Source organism: Desulfobacter vibrioformis DSM 8776 (assembly GCF_000745975.1).
Lineage (GTDB): Bacteria > Desulfobacterota > Desulfobacteria > Desulfobacterales > Desulfobacteraceae > Desulfobacter > Desulfobacter vibrioformis.
The window spans coordinates 30,095-55,482 of record NZ_JQKJ01000002.1; the positions used below are offsets into that span (position 1 = coordinate 30,095).

23 protein-coding genes are annotated in these 25,388 nt (G+C 58.9%); 9 read left to right on the forward strand and 14 right to left on the reverse strand.

Features of this window, described 5'->3' with window-relative positions:
• The first annotated feature begins 138 nt into the window (after positions 1-138).
• Genes Q366_RS01995 through Q366_RS02025 form a run of 7 tightly spaced genes read left to right on the forward strand, consistent with a single transcriptional unit; the run spans position 139 to position 7,803 of the window.
• The gene (locus tag Q366_RS01995) at positions 139-1,440 is read left to right on the forward strand and encodes an ATP-binding protein (RefSeq protein ID WP_035235862.1); all 1,302 of its coding nucleotides are present in this window, start codon (positions 139-141) and stop codon (positions 1,438-1,440) included.
• Positions 1,427-2,572 carry a histidinol-phosphate transaminase gene (gene hisC, locus Q366_RS02000; RefSeq protein WP_051957765.1) on the forward strand — a complete coding sequence of 382 codons (1,146 nt, stop codon included), beginning with the start codon at positions 1,427-1,429 and terminating at the stop codon, positions 2,570-2,572. The genes Q366_RS01995 and hisC overlap by 14 nt, the downstream gene beginning before the upstream one ends.
• On the forward strand, positions 2,569-4,902 hold the full coding sequence (locus Q366_RS02005; RefSeq protein WP_051957766.1) for a xanthine dehydrogenase family protein molybdopterin-binding subunit: 2,334 nt from the start codon (positions 2,569-2,571) through the stop codon (positions 4,900-4,902). The genes hisC and Q366_RS02005 overlap by 4 nt, the downstream gene beginning before the upstream one ends.
• A complete protein-coding gene (locus tag Q366_RS02010; RefSeq protein WP_035235863.1) occupies positions 4,899-5,372 on the forward strand; it encodes a (2Fe-2S)-binding protein in 474 nt (157 codons plus the stop codon). The genes Q366_RS02005 and Q366_RS02010 overlap by 4 nt, the downstream gene beginning before the upstream one ends.
• On the forward strand, positions 5,365-6,228 hold the full coding sequence (locus Q366_RS02015) for an FAD binding domain-containing protein (protein ID WP_156968085.1): 864 nt from the start codon (positions 5,365-5,367) through the stop codon (positions 6,226-6,228). The genes Q366_RS02010 and Q366_RS02015 overlap by 8 nt, the downstream gene beginning before the upstream one ends.
• Positions 6,225-7,529: a beta-ketoacyl-[acyl-carrier-protein] synthase family protein gene (locus Q366_RS02020; RefSeq protein ID WP_281175457.1), complete on the forward strand. Its 1,305-nt coding sequence runs from the start codon at positions 6,225-6,227 to the stop codon at positions 7,527-7,529. The genes Q366_RS02015 and Q366_RS02020 overlap by 4 nt, the downstream gene beginning before the upstream one ends.
• A gap of 28 nt (positions 7,530-7,557) precedes the next feature.
• On the forward strand, positions 7,558-7,803 hold the full coding sequence (locus Q366_RS02025; RefSeq protein ID WP_035235866.1) for a phosphopantetheine-binding protein: 246 nt from the start codon (positions 7,558-7,560) through the stop codon (positions 7,801-7,803).
• Here the strand turns inward: Q366_RS02025 and Q366_RS02030 are convergent.
• From Q366_RS02030 to Q366_RS02045, 4 genes are read right to left on the reverse strand one after another with little or no spacing between them, the layout of a single operon-like run.
• Entirely contained in the window at positions 7,781-8,875 is a 1,095-nt protein-coding gene (locus Q366_RS02030) for a hypothetical protein (RefSeq protein WP_035235867.1), read from the reverse strand. The genes Q366_RS02025 and Q366_RS02030 overlap by 23 nt on opposite strands.
• Entirely contained in the window at positions 8,872-10,176 is a 1,305-nt protein-coding gene (locus Q366_RS02035; protein ID WP_051957767.1) for an aspartate aminotransferase family protein, read from the reverse strand. The genes Q366_RS02030 and Q366_RS02035 overlap by 4 nt, the downstream gene beginning before the upstream one ends.
• 36 nt (positions 10,177-10,212) lie before the next feature.
• A complete protein-coding gene (locus tag Q366_RS02040) occupies positions 10,213-11,229 on the reverse strand; it encodes a saccharopine dehydrogenase family protein (protein ID WP_035235868.1) in 1,017 nt (338 codons plus the stop codon).
• On the reverse strand, positions 11,226-12,752 hold the full coding sequence (locus Q366_RS02045; protein WP_035235869.1) for a benzoate-CoA ligase family protein: 1,527 nt from the start codon (positions 12,750-12,752) through the stop codon (positions 11,226-11,228). Before Q366_RS02045 ends, Q366_RS02040 begins: the two co-directional genes overlap by 4 nt.
• Before the next feature lie 247 nt (positions 12,753-12,999).
• Between Q366_RS02045 and Q366_RS02050 the strand changes: the two genes are divergently transcribed.
• Together Q366_RS02050 and Q366_RS02055 are read left to right on the forward strand one after the other, a co-directional pair.
• Complete coding sequence (locus tag Q366_RS02050) at positions 13,000-14,214, forward strand: MFS transporter (protein ID WP_035235870.1); 1,215 nt, start codon at positions 13,000-13,002, stop codon at positions 14,212-14,214.
• On the forward strand, positions 14,211-15,224 hold the full coding sequence (locus Q366_RS02055; protein WP_051957768.1) for a hypothetical protein: 1,014 nt from the start codon (positions 14,211-14,213) through the stop codon (positions 15,222-15,224). The genes Q366_RS02050 and Q366_RS02055 overlap by 4 nt, the downstream gene beginning before the upstream one ends.
• Before the next feature lie 7 nt (positions 15,225-15,231).
• Here the strand turns inward: Q366_RS02055 and Q366_RS02060 are convergent, their stop codons facing one another.
• From Q366_RS02060 to Q366_RS02105, 10 genes are all read right to left on the reverse strand, one after another.
• On the reverse strand, positions 15,232-16,050 hold the full coding sequence (locus tag Q366_RS02060; RefSeq protein WP_035235871.1) for a BadF/BadG/BcrA/BcrD ATPase family protein: 819 nt from the start codon (positions 16,048-16,050) through the stop codon (positions 15,232-15,234).
• Positions 16,047-17,288, reverse strand: coding sequence for a BadF/BadG/BcrA/BcrD ATPase family protein (locus Q366_RS02065; RefSeq protein ID WP_035235872.1), 1,242 nt, complete (start codon positions 17,286-17,288; stop codon positions 16,047-16,049). The genes Q366_RS02060 and Q366_RS02065 overlap by 4 nt, the downstream gene beginning before the upstream one ends.
• Positions 17,266-18,558: a benzoyl-CoA reductase subunit B gene (bcrB, locus tag Q366_RS02070; protein ID WP_035235873.1), complete on the reverse strand. Its 1,293-nt coding sequence runs from the start codon at positions 18,556-18,558 to the stop codon at positions 17,266-17,268. The genes Q366_RS02065 and bcrB overlap by 23 nt, the downstream gene beginning before the upstream one ends.
• Position 18,559: 1 nt before the next feature.
• On the reverse strand, positions 18,560-19,717 hold the full coding sequence (locus Q366_RS02075; RefSeq protein ID WP_035235874.1) for a 2-hydroxyacyl-CoA dehydratase: 1,158 nt from the start codon (positions 19,715-19,717) through the stop codon (positions 18,560-18,562).
• A gap of 15 nt (positions 19,718-19,732) precedes the next feature.
• Positions 19,733-20,815, reverse strand: coding sequence for a hypothetical protein (locus Q366_RS02080; RefSeq protein WP_035235875.1), 1,083 nt, complete (start codon positions 20,813-20,815; stop codon positions 19,733-19,735).
• Positions 20,816-20,838: 23 nt separating this feature from the next.
• Positions 20,839-21,078, reverse strand: a complete 240-nt coding sequence (locus Q366_RS02085) for an acyl carrier protein (RefSeq protein WP_051957770.1) — start codon at positions 21,076-21,078, stop codon at positions 20,839-20,841.
• Positions 21,079-21,133: 55 nt separating this feature from the next.
• A complete protein-coding gene (locus Q366_RS02090; protein WP_035235876.1) occupies positions 21,134-22,642 on the reverse strand; it encodes a benzoate-CoA ligase family protein in 1,509 nt (502 codons plus the stop codon).
• A gap of 562 nt (positions 22,643-23,204) precedes the next feature.
• Positions 23,205-23,567 carry a GIY-YIG nuclease family protein gene (locus Q366_RS02095; RefSeq protein WP_211251855.1) on the reverse strand — a complete coding sequence of 121 codons (363 nt, stop codon included), beginning with the start codon at positions 23,565-23,567 and terminating at the stop codon, positions 23,205-23,207.
• 293 nt (positions 23,568-23,860) lie between these two features.
• Positions 23,861-24,433 (reverse strand): class I SAM-dependent methyltransferase, encoded by a 573-nt coding sequence (locus Q366_RS02100; protein WP_035235877.1) that lies wholly within the window; start codon positions 24,431-24,433, stop codon positions 23,861-23,863.
• A gap of 72 nt (positions 24,434-24,505) precedes the next feature.
• Positions 24,506-25,045: an ATP-binding cassette domain-containing protein gene (locus Q366_RS02105; RefSeq protein WP_084691669.1), complete on the reverse strand. Its 540-nt coding sequence runs from the start codon at positions 25,043-25,045 to the stop codon at positions 24,506-24,508.
• Positions 25,046-25,388: the final 343 nt, after the last annotated feature.

Consider the following 25,388-nt stretch of genomic DNA (forward strand, 5'->3'; position numbering starts at 1 on the left):
TCTTCCTGACAAATAAATCCATAATGAACCCACACGCAATTGTGTGCGGGTCATATTTATAATTGCTGGCTTGAATTTGTCAGGGGTTTGACATAAAGTCAAATTTTCCTGCAATCGCTGACCAAGGAAGGAGCTCCCATGCAAGTCGATCCCAGACAAGTCGATGACCAAAGCGTTCAGGCCAGGATCTGGGCTGAACGCGACTGGGTTCCCCTGGCCCAGGCCATCGTGGAAAAAAGCTGTCCTGTATTTGGCCTGGATCAGAAAGGGACCGGCCGCCTGACCATGGCCGTGGAAGAGGTCCTCATGCATCTGGCCCGGACTGCAAAGAACACCGAGATCCGTCTGGACATCCAGCCCGGCGGCTGGTATGTGGCGGCCCGCCTTTCCTTTTACGCAGACCCATCGGAACTTTGGGCCATGAATCTCACCGCCGTCCCCATGAAGGGGGACACGCCGGATCTGGACCACCTGGGACTGGTGCTGGCCTCCCGGATGACAGACCGCTTTGACCTGACCGTCGAGGGAGGCCGTGTGCAGCTGACCCTGCGCCGTGATCTGCCCTATCCAACGGTGACGGCCGAACCTAGGCCGCGCATCGTTCCCAAGGGCCCTTTGACGATTGTTTTTGATCCGGACCCGGACCTTGTCAAGGCGGCCTGCATCCGGGCCTTGGGCCTGTACAGACCCGAGCAGCTTCATCACTCATTTTTCAAGCCCGGCAAACTTGCGGACATGGTGGCCAGGGGCGACATGGCCATGGCCGTGGCCTTGACCAAGACCTTGGAACCGGCCGGGATGGTCTGCTGGCAGGGCAACTCCGGTATCACTTTTTTCGGCCCCTACGCCTTTGACCAGGCCAGGGAATCTGCCAAGCTTCTTATCAATCACCTGATCCAGCGCGTGGCCAGAACCGGTGCCAAGGGTATGTTTTCAGGCCTGGCCACCCAGGAGCTGCCCCCGGGGGATTTCGAAAGCCTCGGGACTTACGGGCCAGGCAGCAAGACCACGGAAACCCGGGTCTGGTACCGCCACCTGGGAGAAGATCCCGGCACATCGGTCTGGTCCCACCCGGACCTTATACCCTTTCTGGAAAAAACCTATCCGCCCCTCTGGCTCATGCGGCAGATCCGTCCCACCCAGGATCTGGGAGAACGGCACCCGGAACGGTCCGTGCTCTCGGCCCGGCTCAGGCCGGAGATTTCCGAGGCCCTGCTGGTGCCCCTGGTGGGCGGCCGGGACATGGCCGGCTGCCTTGCAGATCATGTGGCGGCCCTGCAGGCCGAAGGGCTTGACCGTATCCTGTTCCAAACCGATTTGTCCTCGGGCTGGCAGGCTGCCCTGGGCAGGGCCGCCCTTGATGCAGGATTCACCCCGAAACTGGTGCTGCCCTACGGCGGCAAATCCGATATCCTGGTATTCCAGTATGAACGCGTTTGACGCCCTGAGTCTTGTCCCGGCCCATGTCCGGGATTTTTCTCCGTACTATCCCAGCAAACCGGATACCCTCCTGATGCGGCTTTACGGAGTGAGCCGTCTCCACCGGCTCAACAACAACGAAAATGCCCTGGGGCCACCGCCCGAAGTGGCGGCACTATTGGCGGACTTCCCGCCCGGATCCGTGCCGGTCTATCCCAACGGCGACTGCTATGACCTGCGGTGCGTCCTGGCCGAAAAGTTCCACAAGACCGGGAATCAATTCCTCGTGGGCAACGGCTCCTGCGAGGTCATCTCCTCGGTGATCAAGGCCTTGTGCACAAAAGGGGACAACATCATCACCGCGGACAAGACCTTTGCGGTGTACGAATGGGTGGCTGAATTCTCAGGTATAGAGGCCCGGCTGATTCCCCTGCGGGACCATGCCTTCGATCCCCAGGCCATGCTGGACGCCATGGACGACCATACCAAAATCCTCTTTGTCTGCAACCCCAACAACCCCACGGGCACCTATTGGGACCGGGCCACCATGACCGACTTTCTCAACCGGGTGGACAACCGGGCCGTGGTGGTCATTGACGAGGCCTACTTCGAGTACGTGGAGGAGGCGGATTATCCCGACGGCATGGATCTCATGGAGACCTATCCCAACGTCGTGGTGTTCCGCACCTTTTCCAAGATGTACGCCCTGGCCGCCCTGCGCATCGGCTACCTGAGCGCCCCGGAGCCTGTGGTGGAACTGATCCGCCGCACCCACATTGTCTATTCGGTGAACACCCTGGCCCAGCAGGCCGCAGCCGCAGTCCTGTCCAACGACGGTACCTTTATCGCCGCCACCCGGGAGATGGTGAAGACGGCCCGGCAGCGCCTTTGCGCCCTGTTCGAAAAATTGAAGCTCGAATACGTGGCCAACCAGGGCAACTACGTCATGGTCCGTCTGCCGGTCTCCGACACCCTCATGTACCGTAAACTCATGACCCATGGCATCATGGTTCGCACCATGACGGGTTTTCGCTTTCCCAACTGGATCCGTATCTCCCTGGTTCAGCCCGAGGTTATGGAACCCTTTTGCGAAGTTTTCTCCCGGATCGTGGGGGAGATCGAACCTGTGTTTCAGCCCGGGGAGGCCCTATGAACACCTTTTTAAAAACCGGTCCCCATGGAACTGCCCATCCGGAAACCGCTCCCCCTCAGATCGGACTTTCCCAACCCCGGCCCGACGCCGCAGCCAAGATAAGGGGGACGGAAAAGTTTACCATTGACCTGCCGGGCAAGGACGACCTCTGGGCCGGGGTCAAGCGGGCCGGCATCCCCCATGCCCGGCTCATATCCATTGACACGGAAAAGGCCCGGGCCCTGCCGGGCGTGGCAGCGGTTCTCACCCACCAGGATATCCAAGGATCCAACCGTCAGGGCGTGGTGCGCCAGGATCAGCCGGTCCTTGTGGACGACCGCATCCGCCACTGCGGGGACGCCCTGGCCCTGGTGGTAGCCCGGGACAAGACTGCGCTGGGAAAGGCCCTTTCCCTGATCACCTTTGAGGCCGAGGTCCTGCCCGGGATCTTCAGCATCGAGGAGGCCCTGGCAGAGGGCGCTCCCGTCCTCCACCCCGACCACGAAACCGGGAATATCCTCCTGGCAGGGGCCCTGACCCAGGGGCAGGGGCTTGACGCCTTTAAAGCGTGCGCCTGGGAGGTGACGATTTCCCTGACCGTGCCGGTCCAGGAGCACGTGTGCCTGGAAACCGAGTGCGGCCGGGCGATTTTCAAAGACAACAGGCTTTTCATCACGGCCTCCACCCAGACCCCGTTCCGGGACCGCAATGAAACCGCCCAGGCCCTGGGGCTTTCCCAGGACCGGGTCCAGGTGACAGCGCCGTTTCTGGGGGGCGGATTCGGCGGCAAAGACGGTATTACGGTTCAGACCCTCCTGGGCCTGGCTGCCCTGGCCTGCCCCGGGAAGCATGTGGCCATGGTCTGGGACCGGGAGGAGAGCTTCATCGCCTCCCCCAAGCGGCACCGGGCCAACCTCTCCTACCGCCTGGGACTTTTGGCGGACGGCAGCTTCCACGCCCTGGAGGCCAGGGCTGATTTTGATACCGGCCCCTACGACCACCTGGGCGGGGTAGTCCTGGCCCTGGGCCTGGAACATGCGGGTGGCCCTTACGCCATTCCCCACACCCACATTGAAGGCCGGGCTGTCTATACCAACAACCCGGTGGGCGGGGCGTTCAGGGGGTTTGGCGTGCCCCAGGTCACGGCGGCCATGGAACAGGTCGTGGACCTGGCTGCCAAAAGAGTGAATCTCTCCCCCATGGAGATCCGCCTGAAAAACTGCCTTACCCGGGGCCAAAAAGCCCCGGCCGGCAATACCCTGGCCCGGTCCACCGGCATCCGGGAATGTCTTGCAGCCGTGGCTGCCCATCCCCTGTGGCAAGGGGCTGGTGCCTGGCTCAAAAAAGCCCCGGCCCATACCCTGCGGGGATGCGGCCTTGCCTGCGCCATGCACGGCATGGGGTTCGGCCCGGTGGTTCCGGACGTGGCCCACGCCAAGCTGGAACTGACCGCCCAAGGCCGGTTCAGGGTCTATTGCGGGGTTTCGGACATGGGCCAGGGCAACGCAGCAACCTTCCTGCACATCGCAGGGGACCTGCTCTGCCAGCCCATAGACAATATAGACCTGATCCTGCCGGACACGGACCAGACCCTTCCCTGCGGATCATCCTCGGCCAGCCGCACCACCTTCACCTTTGCCCACGCCCTGACCCGGGCCGCGGCAACCTTAAAAGAACGGATTGTCAGACGGGCCGCAGACAGCCTCATGGTGGATGACCCCGAAGAATTCACCCTGGTCCCGGGGGAGCTGCGGCATCTCACCTCGGGCAGGGCCTTTCCCCTGGCCGTCATGGCCGGCTTCATGAATCCGGACGAACGAATGGCCGTCAGCCGGTACCGGGCACCCACGGCCCGGGACCATGTCACCGACAATAAGGCCCTTAAGATGCACGGGGTCCCCCATGCGATCTTTTCCTATACTGTCCATTTCGCCCGGGTGGAAATCGACACCCTCACAGGCGGGATCCGGGTGGACCGGTATCTCGCGGCCACGGACTGCGGCCGCCTCATCAACCCGGCCCTGGTCGAACAGCAGATGCACGGGGCCATTGCCCAGGGTCTGGGCTATGCCCTGTTTGAGGACTTTCTGACTGAAGGCGGGCAAACCCTGACCCGGGACTTGTCCACCTACATCATACCCGGTGCCCTTGACCTGCCGCCCATGGAGCTGATCTCCGTGGCCACCCGGGAGCAGGACGGGCCCTTTGGCATGAAGGGGGTGGGAGAGGTGGGCATTGACGCCCCCCTGGCCTGCGTGGCCAACGCCGTGGCAGATGCCTGCGGAAAACGGCCCGGCACCTGGCCCCTGACCCGGGTCAGAATGCTGGCACTTTTGAAAGAGAAACCATGAAACTTGAATTTACGCTGAACAGCGCAAAGGTCACCGTGGAAACCGCTCCGGACCGGCGCCTTATCGACCTTTTAAGGGAAGACCTGGGGCTGACCGGCACCAAGGAGGGGTGCGGCACCGGGGAATGCGGGGCCTGTACCATCCGGGTGCAAGGCGAAACCAAACTGGCCTGCCTCATGCTGGCAGCCCAGGTCCAGGGCTGTGACGTCGTCACCATCGAAGGCCTGGACCCTGCGGGCCACCACCCGGTCCAGGAGGCCTTTACGGGGTCCGGGGCCGTCCAGTGCGGCTTCTGCACCCCGGGCATGATCATGAGCCTGTCTACCTATCTTGCCGCCCATCCCGACCCGGCCCCGGAAAAGATCCGGGAGGCTGTTTCCGGAAACCTGTGCCGGTGCACCGGCTACCAGAAAATCGTGGATGCCGGCCTTGCAGCGGCCAGGGCCCTGAAGGAGGCGCATCGTGGCTGACGTCCTGTTTCCTGTTTCTCTGGACCAGGCCCTGGACCTTCTGGCCAAGACCGAAGCCCCGGCTGTCCTGGCCGGCGGCACAGACCTGCTGGTCCAGGTCCGGCAGGGGAAAAAGACCCCGGGTATCTTTGTTTCCCTGGACCGGATTGAAGGGGCTCAAGAGATCCTTGAAACCGAAACCGAAATCATCATCCGGGCAGGCGCTCCCCTGGCCCGGATTATGGCGCACCCGGCCATCCGGGACCACGGCAGTGTCCTGGCCCAGGCCCTGGCCGTCCTGGGCTCCCCCCAGATCCGGAACATGGGAACCCTGGGAGGCAACATCATGACCGCGTCCCCGGCCGGGGACAGCCTGCCGCCCCTGTACGCGCTGGATGCCCGGGTGCAACTGGCAGGCCCCGAAGGCTTCCGGCGCATGCCTGTCCGGGACTTTATCCAAGGTCCAGGCAAGACCGCCCTGGCCCCGGGCGAAATTCTATGGCAGGCGAATTTTACCAAGCCTGCACCCGGCACCTGCCACTGGTTCGAAAAGGTGGGGCAGCGCACGGCCCTGTCCATCTCCATGGTCAGCCTGGCGGCCCTGTTCCGTCCGGATCCGGACGGCCGCGTCTCCAAGGTGAGCCTGGCCTGGGGCAGTGTGGGGCCGACCATCGTGGAAAGCCCCGAGACAGAAACGTTCCTCCTGAACAAGCCCTTGACCCGGGAAGTCCTGGCCGGAGCCGGGGACCTTGCCAGGCAAGCCGTACGCCCCATTTCAGACATCCGGGCCACGGCGGATTTCCGGCGCCAGGTGGCCGGAAACCTCTTGATGCGCCTGGAAACACCAGCCAAGGGAAAACGGTTAACCAGATATTGAAAAAGAGTGCCCCCTCACCATCGTGTCATCCTAAACGGATTGTCATTACCGGCATGTCGGTTATTTCGACGCTTGGGGACGACCTTGGAGCATTCCATGCCAATCTCCTCCGGGGAAAGTCAGGGATCACCGCCTGGAAAGCGCCGGTATCCGGGTGTTTCTCCCGAATCGGCGGCGATATGTCGGCATACGACATGGGCGCCAAGTTGTCATCCTTGGGCCGTATCCTTCCCACCGCGGTGTTCCGTCGTCTGGGCAAACTTGTTCACCAATCCCCCCGGGCCACCGGCATCGGTATGCTCATCGCCGGCCAAGCCTTTGCCGATGCCGGTCTGTTCGGGGTAAAAATACGCCCGGAACGCCTATCGGCTATTCTGGCCGGACCTTATCTGTATGATCTCTATAAACAGGCCAACTGGCTTGCCTTTGCTTCCGATCCCGATGACAGCGACGTTGCCCTGGCCCTCAAAGAGATGGATACGGATGCACTGGCATGCATCATGGAAGTCCTCGGGATCAACGGCCCCTGTTTCAGCACGGGCGGGGCCTGCGCGGCTGGCAACATCGCCCTGCGAACCGCCATGGACGAAATTCGATATCACGGTTCCTCTGCGGCGCTGGTGGTTTCCGGTTTTCACGAACTCACGCCCGCTTCACTCCATTCCCTGGCAAGGATGGGGGCGCTTTCCCTGGACCGGTTCGATGCCGAACCAGGCCGTGCGAGCCGGCCTTTCGCTGCCGACCGAAACGGCTTTGTCCCGGCCACGGGTGCCGCCGGTCTGGTCATCGAGGAACTGACCCATGCCCTGGGACGGGGCGCGCGGATCTATGCCGAGGTATTGGGCGTCGGCATCAACACCAACAGCTCCCGGAATCCGACGCCCCAGGCAGAGCCCATGGCAAGGGTCATGGAATTGGCTCTTGAAGAAGCAGATGTGGACAAAAATGAGATAGACTACCTGTGCGCCCACGCAACCGCCACGCCGCTCGGTGACCTTGCCGAGGCCAGGGCCATCGAACGGGTCTTCGGGGCCCGGGCCGGGAAACTGAAGATCAACGCGCTGAAATCCATGCTGGGCCACCAACTCGGCGCATCGGCCCTTGTGGAAATGGTGGCATGTGTATTACAAATGCGTAACGGGGTATTGTATCCCACGATCAATATGGAGAGACGCGACCCGGAAATCTCCCTTGACGTCTGTGCAAACCAATGTGTCGAATACCGGCCCGACACCGTGATGAAAAACGCCTTCGGCTTTGGCGGCGTCAACTCAGCCGCCATCTTGAGGCGATATGACTGAAGGACAACCAGATGAAAGGAAACAGAAAATGAAAAAAGAAGAAGTCGTGCAACTGCTCATGAAAAACCTGAAACTGGTCATCCCCGAATTCGAGGATGAGACCGTGGACACCTCCCTTTCCTACAAGGATCTGGGCGTCTCAAGCCTCGAACTCGTGGAGATCGTCGCTGTCACCAGCAAGGAGATGGGCGTGAAGCTCTCTCCCACAGCGCTGGCCTCGGTGAAGACGACCGAGGACCTGACGCAGGTGCTCATGGCGGCAAAGGCGAAGTAATCCCTGGGCCGGAAGAACTCTCGATGTCATCCCGGATGACGTCGAGCAGCTTCCGGCTCTCCTCCGAGAGGAGCTTGACAGAAGAGAAGGCCGGCAGGTCAGAAAGCTTCTGCATGAGCAGCCCGTCCGTGCCGAACCATTGCGGCAGAAACCCTCCGAAGAAAAAGCCTTGCTTCCGCAGCAAAGTGACTGCCTGGCCCGCCCGGGGGTCGCCCAGGTTCACGAAGACCTGGAAAACACAGATCCCCCGGGCCCGGGCCTCTTCCTTCACGTCGTCCAGCCGCGCCTCAAAATCACTGCCCAGCGCAACAAGGGAGAGGCGGAGTACCTGTGCCTCATCAAAATACCGGGCCTCCATGGTCGAGGAGACACCTTGCGGCGCAGGAGGAGCGGAGACGGCCACCTGCCTGGCCAGGGGGATTCGCGCGATGATAGCTCTCAGGATGGCTTCGTATTCGACGGGCAGATGGATCGTGCAGGGTCGGTCGTAAAGGAGCTTGAAGGCCAGGACCGTCGATACCCTGCCGCCGGAGCCATCTCCCTTATGATAGGTTTCCCCCGGCATCACGCCCAGTTCGATGCCTGTATCGGCAAAGCCTGAAAGAGAGGCGATCTTCTGCATGACGAGATGGTTGCAGACCGGCTCCCCGAAGATGAGATCCACATCCACGGTGGGGGCAAGGGTGTCGAAAATGAAATCCTGGATACACATGACCGCCAGGGTGTTCCGGTAGGCGGGGATGACCGTGGCCTGCCCGGTTTCGTAGAGCCGGGGATTGTGAGCGAAGTTCCGGAAAAGGGAGCCGAAGCCGATGATGTCTCCGGTGGTGGTGCGGGCCACGACGCCGATCATGTCGCCGGAGTGGTCCGCGGCCAGGAGCTGTTCCGGAATATAATAGTGGTCAAAGGGATAATGGCCCCCGTAGACCTCATAAAAGCAGCGGGCCACCCCCCAGGCATCCCCGGGTTCCATCCGGTAGATATCAAAATCCTGGTTCGGCTGAACATGATAGTCCTCTTCGGCCAATTTGCGGACAGCCTCTTCCTTGTTCCTGGGAAATTCCTGATTCATATACATTCCTTTCTATTAAGTTCCGTTGCAGCCGATCCCCCCGGGTAGGGACCATGTTTTTCGTGTACATAGGCCAAAGAATCCGCAATGGCCCGGGACGTGATCTCCAGATCTTTCCCGCTGTGGCGGTGGCAGAGGTAGGCATGGTGGTGGGGAGACATGAAGATCCCCCGGCGGATGAGCTGGGTGTAGAAATCCTCCTGCCGTTTGAGGTGCAGCCCTCCCCTGTCCCGTTTAAAGGTAATGAAGAACAAGGGCGGAAAACCGCTCAGTTCTGCCCCCACTTCGTACAGGCTTAAATGGTTTTTGATTTTTTGAAAGAAGCGCTCCCCCTTTTCCCAGAGGCTTTCCACGACCCTGTCCCGCTCCAGGATCTCCAGGGTCTTGAGGGCCGCGGCCATGCCGTCGCTGTTGGGGAAAAAGGTCGCGGAGATGAAGGTGTCCCGGGCCGCCGCCATCATCACCTCTGCTTTGCCGGTAATGGCGCTGATGGCGTAACCGTTACCCAGCCCCTTGCCCAGGACGCAAAGGTCGGGCACGACGCCGAAGCGTTCCTGGGCCCCGCCCATGGCAAGCCTGAAGTTGGTGCGGATCTCATCAAAAATGAGGACCACGCCGTAGCCATGGGCAAGCCTGCGGACCCCTTCCAGGAATCCCGGCTGGGGTCCTTCCACCTTGCGATGGCTGGGATGGGCGATGGGGGTCATGATGATGGCGGCTGTCTGGTCGCCGTGTACTTCCAGCAGGGCCCCAAGCTGATCCAGATCATTGTAGCGGAAGTCAAAGACATCCTCGTATAGCTTTTCCGGTATGCCGCCCTTGAGCTCAATGGCCCAGTCATGCCAGCCCAGGTAGCCGTACCGGAGGACTTTGGTCCGGCCGGTGTAGGCTCTGGCGATACGGATGCCCGCGGTGGTGGCGTCCGATCCGGTCTTTAAAAAGAGGCTCTTTTCAGCGCAGGGGATCAGCGCCCGCACCCTGGCCGCAAGCTCGTTCTGACATGGCTGGGTAAAAGTCAGGCAGAGCCCTTTTCCGGTGAGCTGCCGAACCACTGCGTCATCGACCTCTTTTTCCCGGTGGCCCAGAAGGATCGGTCCGTAGCCGCAGAGGAAATCAATGAATTCGTTCCCATCCACGTCAATGATCCGGCCCCCCTGACCGGACTCGAAGAAGATCGGGTATTCGCCGGGAATGAATTCGTCGGGCTTCCGGGCGTACATGGTTCCCCCGGGAACCAGGGCAATGGCTTCTTCATAGAGTTCAAGGCTTTTTGACAGATTCAGTTTTTTAGCCGCTTCCACGGATGATCCTTTCTTCACGAAATTCAAATCAAATGTTTAAGGTGCAGGTCGGGGCGTCACTGTTTCGGTCTCACGGATTTCAGCCCCGTTTTGCCGGAGCGCCGTAAGGAATTTTTCTGGATCAATGCACCCCTCCGGTGCCACCAGGCCATGGGCCGGGATTTCCCCCGCCCCCATCATCCGGACTGCGATTGCGGCGGGAAGCCCCGTGCCCGCCCCCATTGCGCCCACCATCTCTGCGGTGCAGGTGACCTGCGCCCCTTGTCGTTCCCCCTTGACAACCACCTTCAAGCCGGAAGCGGCAGGCCTGTCTGCGGGCAGAATCGTCCCCTTGACGACCACCGTTCGGAGTCCCGGGATATATCGCGGCAGGGTCAGGGGCTGGGGATGGCCGACAAAATGAAGCAGGCAGTTGCCCAGCGGTTCCGGAAACGCAACCCGCTCCTCCCCGGTGCCGCCTTCCACATATTCGAGCCGTCCATCCAGGAACTGGGGAATTTTGCCCTGGGTCATCCGGAAGCTGTGAGCCCAGGCAGCCGGGCCGGTGAGTTCGGCGATCCCAACAACCCAGTAGAGGGCAACCTCTGCCACGCGGTCGAGCCGGTCTGCATAGCTTTTGGCGATGAGATTGTTCGTGCCGGGATCAGAACCCATACCGGTGAGCACGGTGATCCCGGCTTCCCGGGCGGCCCGGTCCAGAGGGGAGGCGTAGAGGCGCGCGACCGTTTCATGGTCGTCGCAGACATCAATATAATTGATCCTGGCCCCCACGCATGCCCGGACCACGGCCGGTGCGGTTGTCAGGAAGGGGCCCGCGCAGTTGACGACCACATCGGCTTTGGCACCCGTCAGTATCCCTGTAAGGGTCTGAGCGTCGTTGGCATCAATTTTCACCATGGATATCTTTTGATTCTTACGAAGCCGGAGGCGCAATCCAGCAGGATCGGCATCCATGTCGCCCAGGATGACCTGCGAGATCTCCGCCTGCCTGATCAGCCCCAGGGCGACCTCCTGACCGATATTGCCCCTTCCGCCCACGATAAACACATTCATGGATGTTTCCCGATGGTTGATGTATCGACCAGTGCCGACCGCTTGATCTTGCCGGTTTCTGTCCTGGGGATCATCTCCGTGAAGATGAATTGAGCGGGACACAGGTATGCAGGAAGCTGTTCGAGAATGAAGGAACGCATCCTCCGGGGCAGGCCTGTTTCACTCTCGTACCCAGGCTGGATCACCACAAAGGCCACCGGCTTTTGCAGCCCGTCCACCGAACGGGAGGTCACGGCGCATTCCCGGACAGCCGGGTGCTGGCCCAGGACCTGCTCGATCCTGTGGGGCGAAACCCAGTTCCCGCCGCTCTTGAACAGGTCATCCCGGCGGCCCTGGTAGGCATAGCAGCCCTCCTCTTCGATAAATACATCCCCCGTGTCGAGCCAGCCGTCGGCGCGCATGGTCTCGGCTGTCTTCTCCGGCTGGTTCCAGTAAAAAGGCGCTGTGCTCTTTCCCCGAATCAGCAGCGAACCCGGATGACCCGAGGGTTGAGGGAGTCCATCTTCGCCGATGATTCTGGCTTCGTATCCCGGCACCACAAATCCTGTCCTGCCGGGGAGCGTGAGACCGGGACGGTTGGAAATGAAAATATGCAGGGCCTCGGTGGAACCGATGCCGTCGAGAAGCGGCAGCCCGGTCAGGTGCTGCCATTGGTGGTAGAGCCCTTGGGGAAGGGCTTCGCCGGCGGAAACGCACAGTCTGACGGAGGCAAAGGCGGTTGCTTCATCCATGGTCTTGACCAGCATCTGATAAAGCGTTGGCACGGCGAAAAAAAGGGTCGGACGGCGCTCTGCCATCAATTGGAGGAGGTAGAAGATATCGGCGGGGCCGGAACTGCGGGGGTTTAAAACCGTTGAAGCGCCGAAATAGAGCGGAAAAATCAGGCTGTTGCCCAGGCCGTAGGCAAAATGGAGATTGCCGGCCGAGAGACAAATGTCGTCGGCGGACATTCCCAGGACCTGGCCGGCATACTGTTCGGCACAAAAAAGCATTTGGCCCTGGGAGTGGGGCACCCCCTTGGGTACGCCGGTGCTTCCGGAGCTGTAGAGAAGAAAATCAACGCCATCCGCCGATGGGGGTGAAGAGACAAGTGAGCCGCTCGCCTTTGCCCGCAGATCAGCATAATGGGGGTCATCAATACAGAGCGTAATCAGCCGGGAGCCGGCTCCCGCCTTGAGAGCCGCCGAAGCGCCGGTCGTGAACACAGCGGCAGGGGTGGCGTCGCGCAGGATGTACGCGTAGCTTTCCCGGGATAGGCCGGGGCTCAGGAGAACCGGGCAGACCCCGCATTTCATGGCGCCCAGAAATGCATAAAAGGCATCTGGGCAGTCGGGCAGGGCCAGAAGGAGCCGGTCCCCGGGACAAAGACCGAGCGATTTAAGCATATTCCCGGAACGATTGACGTTTTCCTCCAGCAGGGCATAGGAAATCTGCTCGTTTTCAAAAAACAGGGCCGGATGCCTTCCCCGGGTTGCGGCGTGCTTTTGGAGAATATCGGCGTAGTCCGTAAAGGGGCGTGTCATGGAGGCTCTTTCGCAAAATAAAGCCTGTTGCAATACCTGACCACACCTTAACGTATACAACGGGCAGTTAAATGATACTGAAGAAAGAAATTTATCATATCGACCCTGTACCATCAACTCAAAATTCAGATGGGTTTTGATGGCGGATCAGGGTGTCAGTCCTGTTCATTGACACGGAAAAGGTTTCGGGGTAGAGTCAAATCTTCCGGCAACTGCCGACCCCATGCTGACCCAATAAGGAATGTCCATGCAAGCCAACACCCCAAACGATCAGGCCCTGCCGGAAAAGTTCTGGACCCGGAGCTTTACAGTGATCCTGGCCATCGCCTTCCTGACCTATGCCAACATCTCGGTCTTTTTCGAATTCTTTGCCTATCTTAAGACCTGCCCCATTGACCCGTCCTGGTTCGGCACGCTCATGGGGATCTTTGCCGGGGTATCGCTGTTGGTCCGGCCCCTGGTCATCCCCTTTTTCCAGCCCGGCAATGCCCGAAGTTTCCTGGTCCTCGGAACGGTGCTGGCCATCCTGGCCCTTGGATCCTACAGCCTGACCCGGAGCCTGCCGGGCCTGATGGGGGTGCGCATCTTTCACGGCCTGGCTTTTGTAGTCATGGGGGCGGCCCTCACGGCCCTGATGATGCCCCATGTGCCCAAGGGGGGATCTGCCCGGTTTTTCGGCATCATCTCCATCGTGGTCCTCATTCCCAACACCCTGGTGCCGCCGCTGCTTCCCTTTCTGACCCGGGTGCTGGGCGGGTTGCCCGGGGTGCTGCTGGGCTTTGCGGGCTTGAGCGCCCTGATCTTCCTTCTCCTGCCCCTGGTGCCGAAAAATGCAGCGGACGGACCCCGGCACAAGGACCAGCACCTGAAACTTTCCCGAAAAGAGATCATGGCAAACCTCACGGACCCGAAGGTGGTCCTTCTGCTTTTGGCCATGCTCTGTCTTTACTGCGGCCATGCCCTGGTTTTTTTCTTTTTGGACGGGTTCAGCCGGGAACTTGACATACCCAACGCCGGCCTGTTTTTAACCCTTTCCACTGTGGGAGAAATCGGGATCCGCCTCTTTGCCGGCAAGGCCATGGACCGGGCCCCCAAGGACCGGCTGCTGATCCTGGTCCTGACCGGATTGGGACTGTCCTTCCTGCTGCTGGGCAGCCTTGCCTCCCTGCCCCAAGGGTTGCGCCTGCCGCTGTTTTATGCCCTGGGCGCTTTGGCAGGTCTGGGGTGGGGCGTGGCCATGCCCGTATTCAACGGACTGATGTTCGATATTTCAAACCAGAGGCTCCAGAGTTTCAACACCAACCTGGGATTCCAGATGTTCCAGGCCGGTTTTTTCATAGGCCCATTTTTGGGCAGTGCCCTGGCCGGCGTTGCCGGATTCGGCCCGGTTTTTTACCTGGCCGCCCTGTTGAGCCTGGCAGGGGTTTTCATGGTGGGAATGTTTAAAAGGAGAAATATATGACGATGAATGCTATCCCGGTGGAACCGGACCAGGAGTGGACCATCCACCGTTTCCGCCCCGAAGATGCCGTGGGCGTGACCGACCTTTTTCGTTCGGTTTACGGGGACAAGTACCCGGTGCGCACCTATCTTGAGCCTGAACTGCTGGCCAAAGAAAACCGGGAAGGCCGGGTGATCTCCTCGGTGGCGCGGATCCCTTCCGGCGCCGTTGTGGGCCATAACGCACTGTTCAACTCCGCCCCCAACCCCAGAATATTTGAAAGCGGGTCCGGAGTGGTGCACAAATTTTACCGGGGAGGCCAGGGCATCTTCACCCAGATGGCGGCCCACGGGATTGAAATGGGCAAGGAGAACCCAGGCGTGGACCTGATCTACGGGGAACCGGTCTGTAACCATCCCTTCACCCAGCAGCTATGCTACCGATTGAACTTTCCGACCCGGGCCATGGAGGTCAGCCTCATGCCTGCGGCTGCTTATGCCAAGGAGCAGAGCGCCAAGGGCAGGGTCTCAACCCTTTTGGGTTTTTTCACCCTCAAGCCCAGGCCCTGCAAGGTCTTTGTGCCCAAGGGACTGGAAGACCAGTTTTCCCGCTGTTACGAGGGGTTAGACGACACACGGACCTTTGAGGCTGCAAAAGAGGCGCCCGGCTCCCCGGAAAGCCGGATCCATACCCAGACCTTTGAGTTCGCCCAGGTGGCCCGGGTGGCAGTGCACGATACGGGTACCGATTTTCAGACCCGGATCACGGCTGAAGAAGAGCGGCTGATCTCCCAGGGTATCCGGGTGATCCAGGTCTGGCTCAACACAGGCCGCCCATGGGTGGGACAGGCCGTGAACCATCTTGCAGCCATGGGCTACTTTTTCGGCGGGGTGCTGCCCCAGTGGTTCGGTACCGACGGCATGCTCATGCAAAAGGTCCTGGATGAACCGGACTGGGAGGGGACAGTCCTGGTGGGCGAATGGAACAAGCAGGTGGCAGGCCTGGTGCGCCGGGAATGGGAGAAAAGATAAGCCCGGGCTATCGGGATCCGACCTGTTTTTTCAGACTGCCCAGCCTGGTGCCACCCCAGAGCGCGGCCCCGATGGCACCGGCAAAGGGACTTGTTTCGTGGGTTTTCAATGAAAGCCCAAGGCCCGAGGCTGAAAGGGCCTGGGACAGGGCGTGGATAAAGCCCTGGTCCGCGGCCAGGCCGCCTGTAACGGCCAGCGGGGGGATAAGGCCTGCGGTGGAGAGCAGCTTCACGGCCCGTTGGGCCATGGCGTCGTGGATGCCCCGGACAATGTCTGCCATGGGAACCCCCCTTGACACCTGGTTGATGATGTCTGTTTCCGCCAGGACCGCGCATACCGCGGACAGGGGGCTTGGATCCTCTGAGGCAAGGGAGAGGGCCTGCATCTCCTCAAAGCCAAGGCCCAGGTACTGGCCCACGTTTTCTAAGAACCTTCCCATGCCCGAGGCGCATTGGCTGGTCATCTTGTAGGAGAGGATCTTCCCCCGGGGATCCAGCACCATGGCCCGCATGTGAAGGGCGCCGATATCCAGAACGCTCATGGCTTCGGGGGAGAAATGCCGGGCCCCCCGGGCGTGGCAGGTCATGGCGAAGAAGGTGCCGGTACGGGCGGTGACGGCTGTCACGTCCCCCGTAGCGGCGATGTAAGAAAAGCCATCCAGGGGGAAGCCGGCCCGGGCTGCCGCGTCAAAGCAGCGGTTCACCGCCGTTTCCGGGGCTTTTTTCCGCAGGGTTTCACGACAGCAGAACAGCAGATCGTGACTCTCCTCGGCCATGACCGCGAGTTTAACTGCACCTGTTCCCACATCGCATCCGCAAAGGCTCATAATGTCTCCAGGGCGTACAGCGCGGCGCCCAGGGCGCCGGTATAGACGGCATCCGGGTGAATATGAAGCGTAAGATCCGCATGGTCTTTAGCCAGGTATTCTTTCAGGGTTCTGACCACGGCCTGATTTTGGGCCACACCTCCGGTAAAAACCAGGGCGTCAAAGATCCCCCCGGACCGGGCCAGAAGAGAGAGCGCACGAAGAACCACGGCCCGGTGAAGCCCTAAAAGCACCTCCTCCTGCTTTTCACCGGCATACAGCAGGCTTCTCACTTCCGTTCCGGCAAAGACCGTGCAGGTGGAGGTCACGGGGACTGCGCGGCAGGCCGTGCAGGCTAAAGGCCCCAGGTCGGTGAGGCCGATCCCCAGCTCCTCGGCCACGTATCCCAGGTACCTGCCGCAGCCGGCCGCACACCGGTCATTCATGAAGAAGGAGGCCACAAGTCCGTTTTCATCCAACTGGATGGCCTTGGTGTCCTGTCCCCCGATGTCCAGGACGGTCCGGGCGTCCGGGAACAGGTAACGGGCCCCTTTGCCGTGGCACAGGATTTCCGACCGGATTTCCGTTTCCGGAAAGGGCAGGAGGGCGCGGCCGTAACCGGTCCCGATCTGGCCGGCGATCCTGGGCCTTATTGCCGCAAGTTTCGGGATCAGGGGCCGTACAGCCGGCGGCAGGTCCGTGGCGGCAGTCTCGTCCAAAGCCTTTGAGAACACGGTGTTTTCCGTGGCGGCCAGGGCCTTGGCAAGCCCTGTGGCCAGCGTTTCCTCGTCCAGGCTGCCCCTGAGGCGGGCCGCATCCAGGTAAAGAGCGAGGGCGATGTCCCTGAAAAAAAGGCTCCGGTCCATGATCTGATCCAAGACCCGGCTGTGGGCTCCGTTAGAGGCATCACCGGCATCCAGGGCCTTGTCCACGTCCCGGGCCAGGTCAGCAAGGCCGGGGGCGGCCGTCCGGTCCATGACACGGCAAAGGGCCTGGTGAAGGATTTGGAGCCTTCGGCGGAAGCCGGCCAGGCGCAGGCGCCTTTCAGTAAGGGTCAGGGTTTCGGTGGAAAGACGGCCGAGGCTGCCCAGCAGCGCAAGGTCTGCATCCAGGATAGCCTCCCTTGCCGCGATGTCCGCGGAAACCCGGTAATCGGCCCGGGTGTTGGTAATGCCCCGGCCCAAAACTTTGCCCTCTTTGCTCAGCAGCACCGCCTTGCAGGTGGTGCTGCCCAGGTCAATGCCCAGGGTTGCGATCATGGTACGCCCTTCTTTCGTCGATCATCTGGAAATAGGCATCCAGCCGGTTTTTGATATGGGCCCTCGAAAAATACTGGGGATCCACCAGGTCCGATTCAATGAAACCGCAGGGTTTTGCCGTCCTCTTTTCCACTTCTTTCAGGATCAAAAGCTGGCCCGCGCCAAAGGAGTTACAGCTCTTGACGGAGTGGACCACAAGTCCGTCCGCCTTGTAATCTTCCATGAACCGGGTCAGCAGATCCACCCGGGCCGGGACACTCAGGTTGGTGTAGCAGCCCATGCAGTACCGGGCAAAGCTTTCCAAGGGATGGTCCGGGTCGTGCCGGAAACCGTTGTCGTAAATGCCTCCTACCCGGACGTAGGAACCGGCCACCACCACCGCGCCCCTGCGGTAAAACAGTTTCCACAACTCCCAGAAATGGGTCCAGTTGGGAGGGCCCTCCACCACGATGCGGTAGCGTTCTTCCGGCAAATCCCCTTCCAGGGTAAAGGCGGTACGGTTTTCCCGGATCCGTTTTTCGATCTCTTCCAACAGGAGCCGGTAGTATTTGACGGCCTCCAAGGTCCCCCGAAAGGCGGTGAATATGGGGAACATGTAGAACACCCCGCCAAAGTAGCTGTCAATGGGGGAGGGAACGTGTTGTGCGCTTTCCAGGCAGCGGACGAACAGGGATTCGGACTGGGCCGCAAGCGCGCACATGGCCCGGATTTTTTCCGGGTCGTAGGGCCTGCCCGAGACCCGGGCCATGGCCGGGATGATCTCCTCTTCCAGTTGCCGCACCACGTACCGGGTCATGGCCGGGGTAACACCACCCTCGGCCTGGTAGGGCACGTGAAGCAGCGCGATGGGGCAGTCGTACAGGGCAGCAAGGTTTTCGAACCACTTCATGAAGGTGAAGCAGCCGGTGTAGGAGAGCAGCAAAAGGTCCGGCGGCGGCAGGGGCTTTCCGGCCGGGCCCGTGTTGCCCAGGAGCATCATGCCGATGTCGCACTTCACATAGGAGCAGACATCTTCGGAGTGCCCGGCCATTTCAGCCCGTTTGACAAAATTACCCGAATCTCCCCGGAGTGCCGACTGCAGGGCGTTGACCTCAGGATAGACCGGCAGCAGGTCAAAGGAGAGGATCAGTTCCGTAAGGTTCCCGGGCACAAAGGTGTAGACCACTTTCTGACCCCGGTCCCGGGCCGAAGCCAGCCGGTCGAAGTAGTCGTCCAGAATCTGCTTTTGGAAGTGTTTGGCAGAAGGGGATTTCATGGGAATGCTGTCCATGTCAGGACTCCTTGGGCCACAGACGGATGCTGTCGCTGAAGGTTCCGGCGACCTCGGCAATGCCGCTGTACTGGCAGGTGTTCTCTGCGTATTTGAAGCTGGCACTGGGAATGCCGTGGGTTTCCAGGGCCTCCCGGAGCAAGGTCCGGTCCAGCAGGGACGGGTCACAAAAGGAGGGGGCCGCGAAGATCACGCCGTCGGCCCGGTGCTCCCGGACCAGGGCCAGGAACGTTTCCGCCTTTTCCCGGGGGCCGCAGTACTTAAAGGGGGCCGGGCCGGACCGGTTCAGGTAGCCGTCCACAAGGCTTTCAAAGGGATCGCCCGTTTCCTTCAGGGGGGCGGTGAACCAGTGCAGCCCGAGCAACAGGTCATGGCTCACGATATAGCATCCCGAGGCTTCGATGGTCTTGAGAAGGCCGATTGTGGGCTGTTCGCAGAAAGCCCCGGCCAGGTGGACCCGGATGTGGTCCAGGGGTCGGCTGTCCCTTTTTTCGGCAAGGGCGAGATAGGCGGCAAGCATGGGGATATGCGCTTCGGGATGGAGGACCAGGGCGCTGCGCAGCAGGGTGTACCATTCATCCATAGGCACCTTCCAGGGAAATTTTGACCTCAGGCCGGCCAACCGCCTGAAGAGGTCTGTCTGCCGGTTGGTCAGGGCGATGGCCTGGGCCAGCCTTTGGCTGTAGGCCGCGTCAGGGGGGTGGCCCAGGATACGGGTGGCCAGGTCGATGAGGGTCTCGTGAAAGAACCGTCCCCCGGTTTCCGAAGAGAAGTTCTGGGGCAGGTCCAGATATGCAGCCCACTGGTGGGGGAACAGGATCTGCCACATGCCGGAAAGGTTGCGCATCACATCGCAGATGGACGGGAAGATCACGCCGGAAAACGCCCCCAGGGCAGGGGCTGTTTCAAGAACGCTCCGGGGCAGGCGGCAGATATAGGACTGGTAATAGATGTCTCCCCGAATGATTTCCACCTGGGGGCCTGCGCCCCAGAGCCCCACCGCCAGTCCCCCTGCGGCGTACACCAGTTCCCGGGGGGCGTAGGCCGGCAGATAGCCCACCACTGGCGCGCCGGGGTGGCGGGCCTGCCAGTGGGCGACTTCGGTGAATTCAGGGTCTTCCCACAGGGCTTTGAGGCGGTCAAAATCGGGCAGCGTCATGGGGGGCTCTTTTTTTTAGGTTTCCGGGGCAGCCCGGCCGGCACAGTTCCGGGCATCCGCCGCCACCATCTCCCCGATGGTCTTGGCTTTCTTGGAATGGAGGCGGATGGTGCTGAAATCGGGCAGTTTCAAGAGCTTTTGCATGAGGATACCGTCTGTATCGAACCAGCGGGGGACCAGACCGCCGAAGAAATATCCCCGCTCCCTGAGTATCTGGACCGCAGTAGTGCCGGAAGGGTCGGACAGGTTGACGAAAACCTGACGCACGGCCGCGTTCCTGGATTCCATATCCGCCTCAAACGCCGAAAGACGGGCGGGAAAATCCGTCCCCAGTGCGACGAGGTTGATCCGGCCCACCCCGGCAAATTCGATGAAAACGGTGTCCATGACAGTGGCCGTCCCCCGGCGGGGGGCTGTCCTCCCTTCCGGGCCCAGGGTCAGATCCATCCCAAGATCCGCCAGGATGAACGCGGCCTGTTCCCGGTAGGCATCGGGAATGAAGATTTCCCGGGGCCGGTCCTTCCATGACCTGAAGAACATGATGCAGGAAATGCGGTCCGCTGACTCGTTTTCCTTTATATATACCTCCCGGGGCATGAGGCCCATTTCCAGGGCCGTTTCGGACAGGCCAGCCAGGCGTGTGGATTTCTGGGTGATGATATGGTTGCAGACCGCCTCTCCGAAAATGCCGTCAGGACAGACCTGCCGGAGAAGTTCGCCAGCCACGTACTCGTTGATCCGGAAGGCGGCAAAGGTGGTCCTGTATTCTTTCAGGACAAGATACTGGCCGATTTCCAGAAGGTTGTTGTAATGGGGTGCGCTTTTGTACATGGCCCCGTGGGCCACGATGTCCCCTTTGGGGGTCCTGGCCACAACGGAATGGATGTCGCCGCAACGGTTGGCCTCAATGAGTTTTTCGGGGATATAGTAGGTGTCAAAGGGATATGCCGGCCCGTATACGGCAAGATACAGGGACGCGATTCCCGGTGCGTCCTCCGCACGAAACCGGTCGATGACAAAGGTCTGTTCCGGGTCCACGGATAGTTTTCTTTCAACCCTCATACTAAGATTTTGCCCCTTGGGGCCGGCATATTCCATGGGTGTTTGCCTCGCTTTCAGGTTTAGCTCAGTTTCTGATTAACAAAGGCAACAAAGTCGTTGACGGTTTTAAGTTTGGTGGCCTGGGCGTCGGACAGGTTGACGCCGAACTTCTTTTCCGTGGCCACGGCGATCACAGGCATGTCGATGGAATCAAGGCCCTGCTGCAGCAGGGGGACGTCGGCTTTCAACTTGGCCACGACTTCCTGGTCTTCGATGCTCTCTTTGATGACGGCAAGAATGCCTTCTGCGGTAACTTTCACGGGTTGTCTCCTTATTAAATGGGGGTATTGGGGGTTAAAAACAAGAACCACGGCGTCAGTCTTTCTTTAGCCGGAATCTTTGAACTTTACCGGTTTCGGTCTTGGGCAGGCCCTGGACAAAGTCGATCTGTACCGGGCACATATAGGCCGGAAGGTTTGCCAGGACATGGCGGCGGAGCGTCCCGACGAGTTTGGGATTTCCCTCGAAGCCCGGCCTGAGCACCACCAGGGCCAGGGGTTTGGCCAGGCCTTCCAGCCTGCGGTGGGACACGGCGCACTCCAGCACCGCTGGATGCTCCCGAAGGACCGCTTCCACCCGGATGGGAGAGACCCAGTTGGCGTCCACCTTGAACATGTCGTCCCCCCGGCCCTGGAAGACGAAGGCCCCTTCCGTCCCCGGGGTTTGGATGTAAACATCCCCGGTGTCCAGCCACCCCTCTTCCCTCATGGTTTCCCGGGTTTTTTCGGGGCGGTTCCAGTAATGGGGGGCGGTGGCATCACCCCTGATCCAGAGGCGTCCCAGGGTGCCGGGGGGCACGGCGCGGCCGTTCTCGTCGACCACCTTGGTCTCCCAACCCGGGACAGGGGTGCCGGAGGTCCCGGGCCGCACCTGGCCCGCCCGGTTGGACAGGAAGATATGCAAGGCTTCGGTGGACCCGATGCCGTCCAGAATCTCCACGCCGGTAAGTCGTTTCCAGTCATGAAAGAGATCGGCGGGAAGAGCCTCTCCCGCGGAGACACAGAGCCGTAAGGCGCCTGTATCCAGGGATTCGGTCTCCATGGTTTTCAACAGCATGTTGTAAATGGTGGGGACGGCGAAAAAAAGCGTGGGCCGGTATTGCCCGATCATATTCAAAATGTCAGGGGGAGTCGGGGGATCGGGATTCAGGATGACAGATGCGCCGGCCCTCAGGGGAAAGGAGAGGCTGTTCCCCAGGCCAAAGGCAAAAAAGAGTTTGGCTACGGAAAAGAAGCGGTCGGTTTCGGTGGCATCCAGCACCTGCCGGGCATAGGTGTCTGCGGTTGCGACCATATCCCTGTGGCGGTGGGGCACGCCCTTTGGGTTGCCGGTACTGCCGGAACTGTACAGCATGAAAGCGATGTCCGTTTCCCGGGAGGGATGGGGGGCAAGCTCCGGGGAAGCCTGGGTGATCCCTGCGGCATATTCCGGGGTGTCCACGTAAAATCGATGCCGGAGCGTGCTGCCGGAAGCCTGGGCCGCGCTGCAGTCGGTACGGGTGACCAGGGCAACGGCCCCGGCATCCTGGACGATGAAGTCGTATCCGGTCCTGGAAAGGGCCGGGCTGAGGGGCACAGGCCAGGCCCCGTGCCGGATGCTGCCCAGAAAGGCATAGAAAAAGGCCGGCGAGTCGGGCAAGGCAATGATGAGACGTTCCCCGGGACGTACGCCGGTCTGGGCGAGCAGCTTGCCGAACCGGTTGATCCCCTCCTGAAGAGCGCCGTAGGAAATTTTTTCGTTCCTGTAATAAATGGCTGTTTTATCGGGGTTTTTTGAGACGTTCGGGTCAACGAGTTCGGACGCTGCATTCAGGATACCGTTCATGGGAGCACCTTCTGTTTCTTCAGCTATAGCCCTTGCCGGGAAAGTTTAAAATGTTAGACCAAACAGGTTTCATAAAAATAAATATTGATTATATATACACCCTTGTTTTTCGAAATCAAGTGCTTTGTCAAGGGCATCCATCCAGGTCTGGCTCAACACGGGCCAGACCTTTGGGTGGGGCAGCCGGACATCACTGAAATATAAAACAAAGGACGATCAGTGGCGTGTTGCATAAACCCATTTGCGGCGCCATGGTCCCACCCGGGCAAGGACGGCGGTTACGCCCAGAAGAGCAGAGCTATGAGTGGTCAAATATATGCCAGCCGTTAATATTGATTGTAATTGCTATGACTAAAAATAGTCCAAGTATCAGAAATGCTTTTTTCGATTTTTGAATCGCGTCTATATTCATTGCATTCAGTTTTAAAGGGATTCGCGGTATCCGGTCCACTACTTGTCTGGTGACAGAGCAGAAGTCAGCAGGCTTTCCAATCTTCACAAACAAATTTTGGACACGGCGAGGTCACCATGAAAGTGTCAGCAAGTCCGGTGAAACAACGGGTTAAGTGATATTTTGGGGTTGTTTATTATAACCCTTTTCACCATATGGCTTCAGTTTTTCTGTCCATAGCTCCTCAAGACATTTGAGATCTTCGGCAGGATCATAATTCGGATCATCCAATGGCTCGAGAATTTCAAGTTCTTCAAATATAAACGCCTCATGTCCAAATTCCTTCCATTCTTTTTGTAAAACAACATTGCGGCAGCTACCCAACTTCAACTCAGATTTAAAGCGATTAAGTCTTGCTGTTAAATTAAGACTCGAGCCTATAAGAACTTTACCGTTAACCTTGTTTATGATCCGGAAGACACCCATTGGACGCGGAGTATTTTTGTATCCCCTTATTTTGGTTTTTCTATCCATTTTCATTCCTTTGGTAATGAAGTCATTTGGGGTGTCTAACTTTTCGAATTTAGTTTGCTCATAATTTGTACCCCAATTCAAATTTTTATTTAAAACCATGAAGAGCATGAAGATTGATTTTCAAGTATATATTCTTCATGTCCTTCATGGTAAAATAAAATACTCAATGCTTAAGTTTATGACATTGAAGTAGAAGTTACTCATTTTGATTGAATCTGAAGAAGTCCTTTTTAAATTCAACTTCATTGGAGCTTAATCGTATCTTTAAAATGCGATTGCCCTGAAGACCTGGGTCATGACCGTTGGCATTTCACATGAGATTTGGTTTCCCGGATAATTTTTAAGCACCTGGATTGTTTAATTTTCTGAATCGTCTGGGTTCTGGGTTGATGCCCATCTTCAATAATTATTGTTCCGTCTTTTTTAACCAGTCTGCTCAATTCCTTTAAAAATAGATTCGTGTTCTCCACCATGTGAAACATGTCCAGAGCGTAAACGATATCAGCAGTTTCATCACTTATGGGTGTTCTATTGTTTTCTGCGAGAACAGCTTCAACGTTGGTCAGCGAAAGTTTTTTAATTTTTTCTTTTACTTTGGCAATGGCAAGGGGGTGAATGTCCACTGCAATAACTTTGCCCGTTTTACCCACCGCGCCGGATGCAAATCCAATGTACCTGGCCGGCCCGCAGCCATAATCAATAACCGTCTGACCGGATTTCAACCCCAGGGTTTTAAAATTTTTCTGTGAATGGCGGCCCAATACATCCATCAGTTTCATGACCAATGTCATTGCCTTGAAACCAAGGTTTGAAAGTGATTCTCTATTCTTGCCTGAAAAAAAATCGCCTGGTTTTTCAGTTTTCATTGTAGCCCTCACATTTTCTAAGATTATAAAAATTATATGCTTTGGAAAAAGTACCTTTTTTCGCGTAAGATATCAATCCGGTTGCGGCAAAATTGTTTTTCCGCCCAGATGAATAATCCGGGAGCACACCCGGGAGGTGCTGTCCCGGTCATGGGAAATAAAGAGAAGCGCCATATTGAAATCTTTCTGAATGGATGTCAGATGGGCCATGATATCAGCCTGCAACGGCAGATCCAGACCACAAAGCACTTCATCGCAGATCAGCAGTTCCGGTGAAACTGACAACGCCCGGGCAATGGCAGCCCGCTGGCACTGCCCGCCGGAGAGCATTCCCGGCCGGTACCGGCCCAGGTCCGGGTCAAGGCCCATGGCCTGCATCAGCGCATCAGCCCGGTCCCGGCGCTCCCGCGCCGTGCCAATGCCAAAGGCGGCCATGGGTTCAACGATTGACGTACGAACCGATAAAAAAGGGTTCAGGTAGACAAAGGGGTCCTGCCAGACCATCTGGACCCTGCTAAAAAACTTGCGGTTGGGCCGCGTCTTTGCATCGCATACAAGTCGCCCCTTCCAGAAAACCTGCCCGGCATCCGGTGCTTCAACCCCCAGGATAATTCGTGAAACTCAACTGAATCCAGGGCGGACCCCATGGGTAATACTGGCTCACACTGACCCCGGGAAGATCCCGGATAAATTCGCCAAAGTTATTCATGTAATAGGAAGGCTGGCAATCCAGATCCTCCCGATCTACGCTATAGGCTGTGACTGGTGACAATTCCTCACTTACACTGGTTTTTGTAGCAGTCACGATAACATCTTCAATCTGGCTTACAGGGGAAGTCTTCTATTTTTTGAAGTGTTCCTATCTAACAGATAATATAAAGTCAAGATGTTTATCTTTTCGATAAATCCATGATGGCCATGGGGGTGGCCAGGATAAAAAATCGCGTAGAAACAG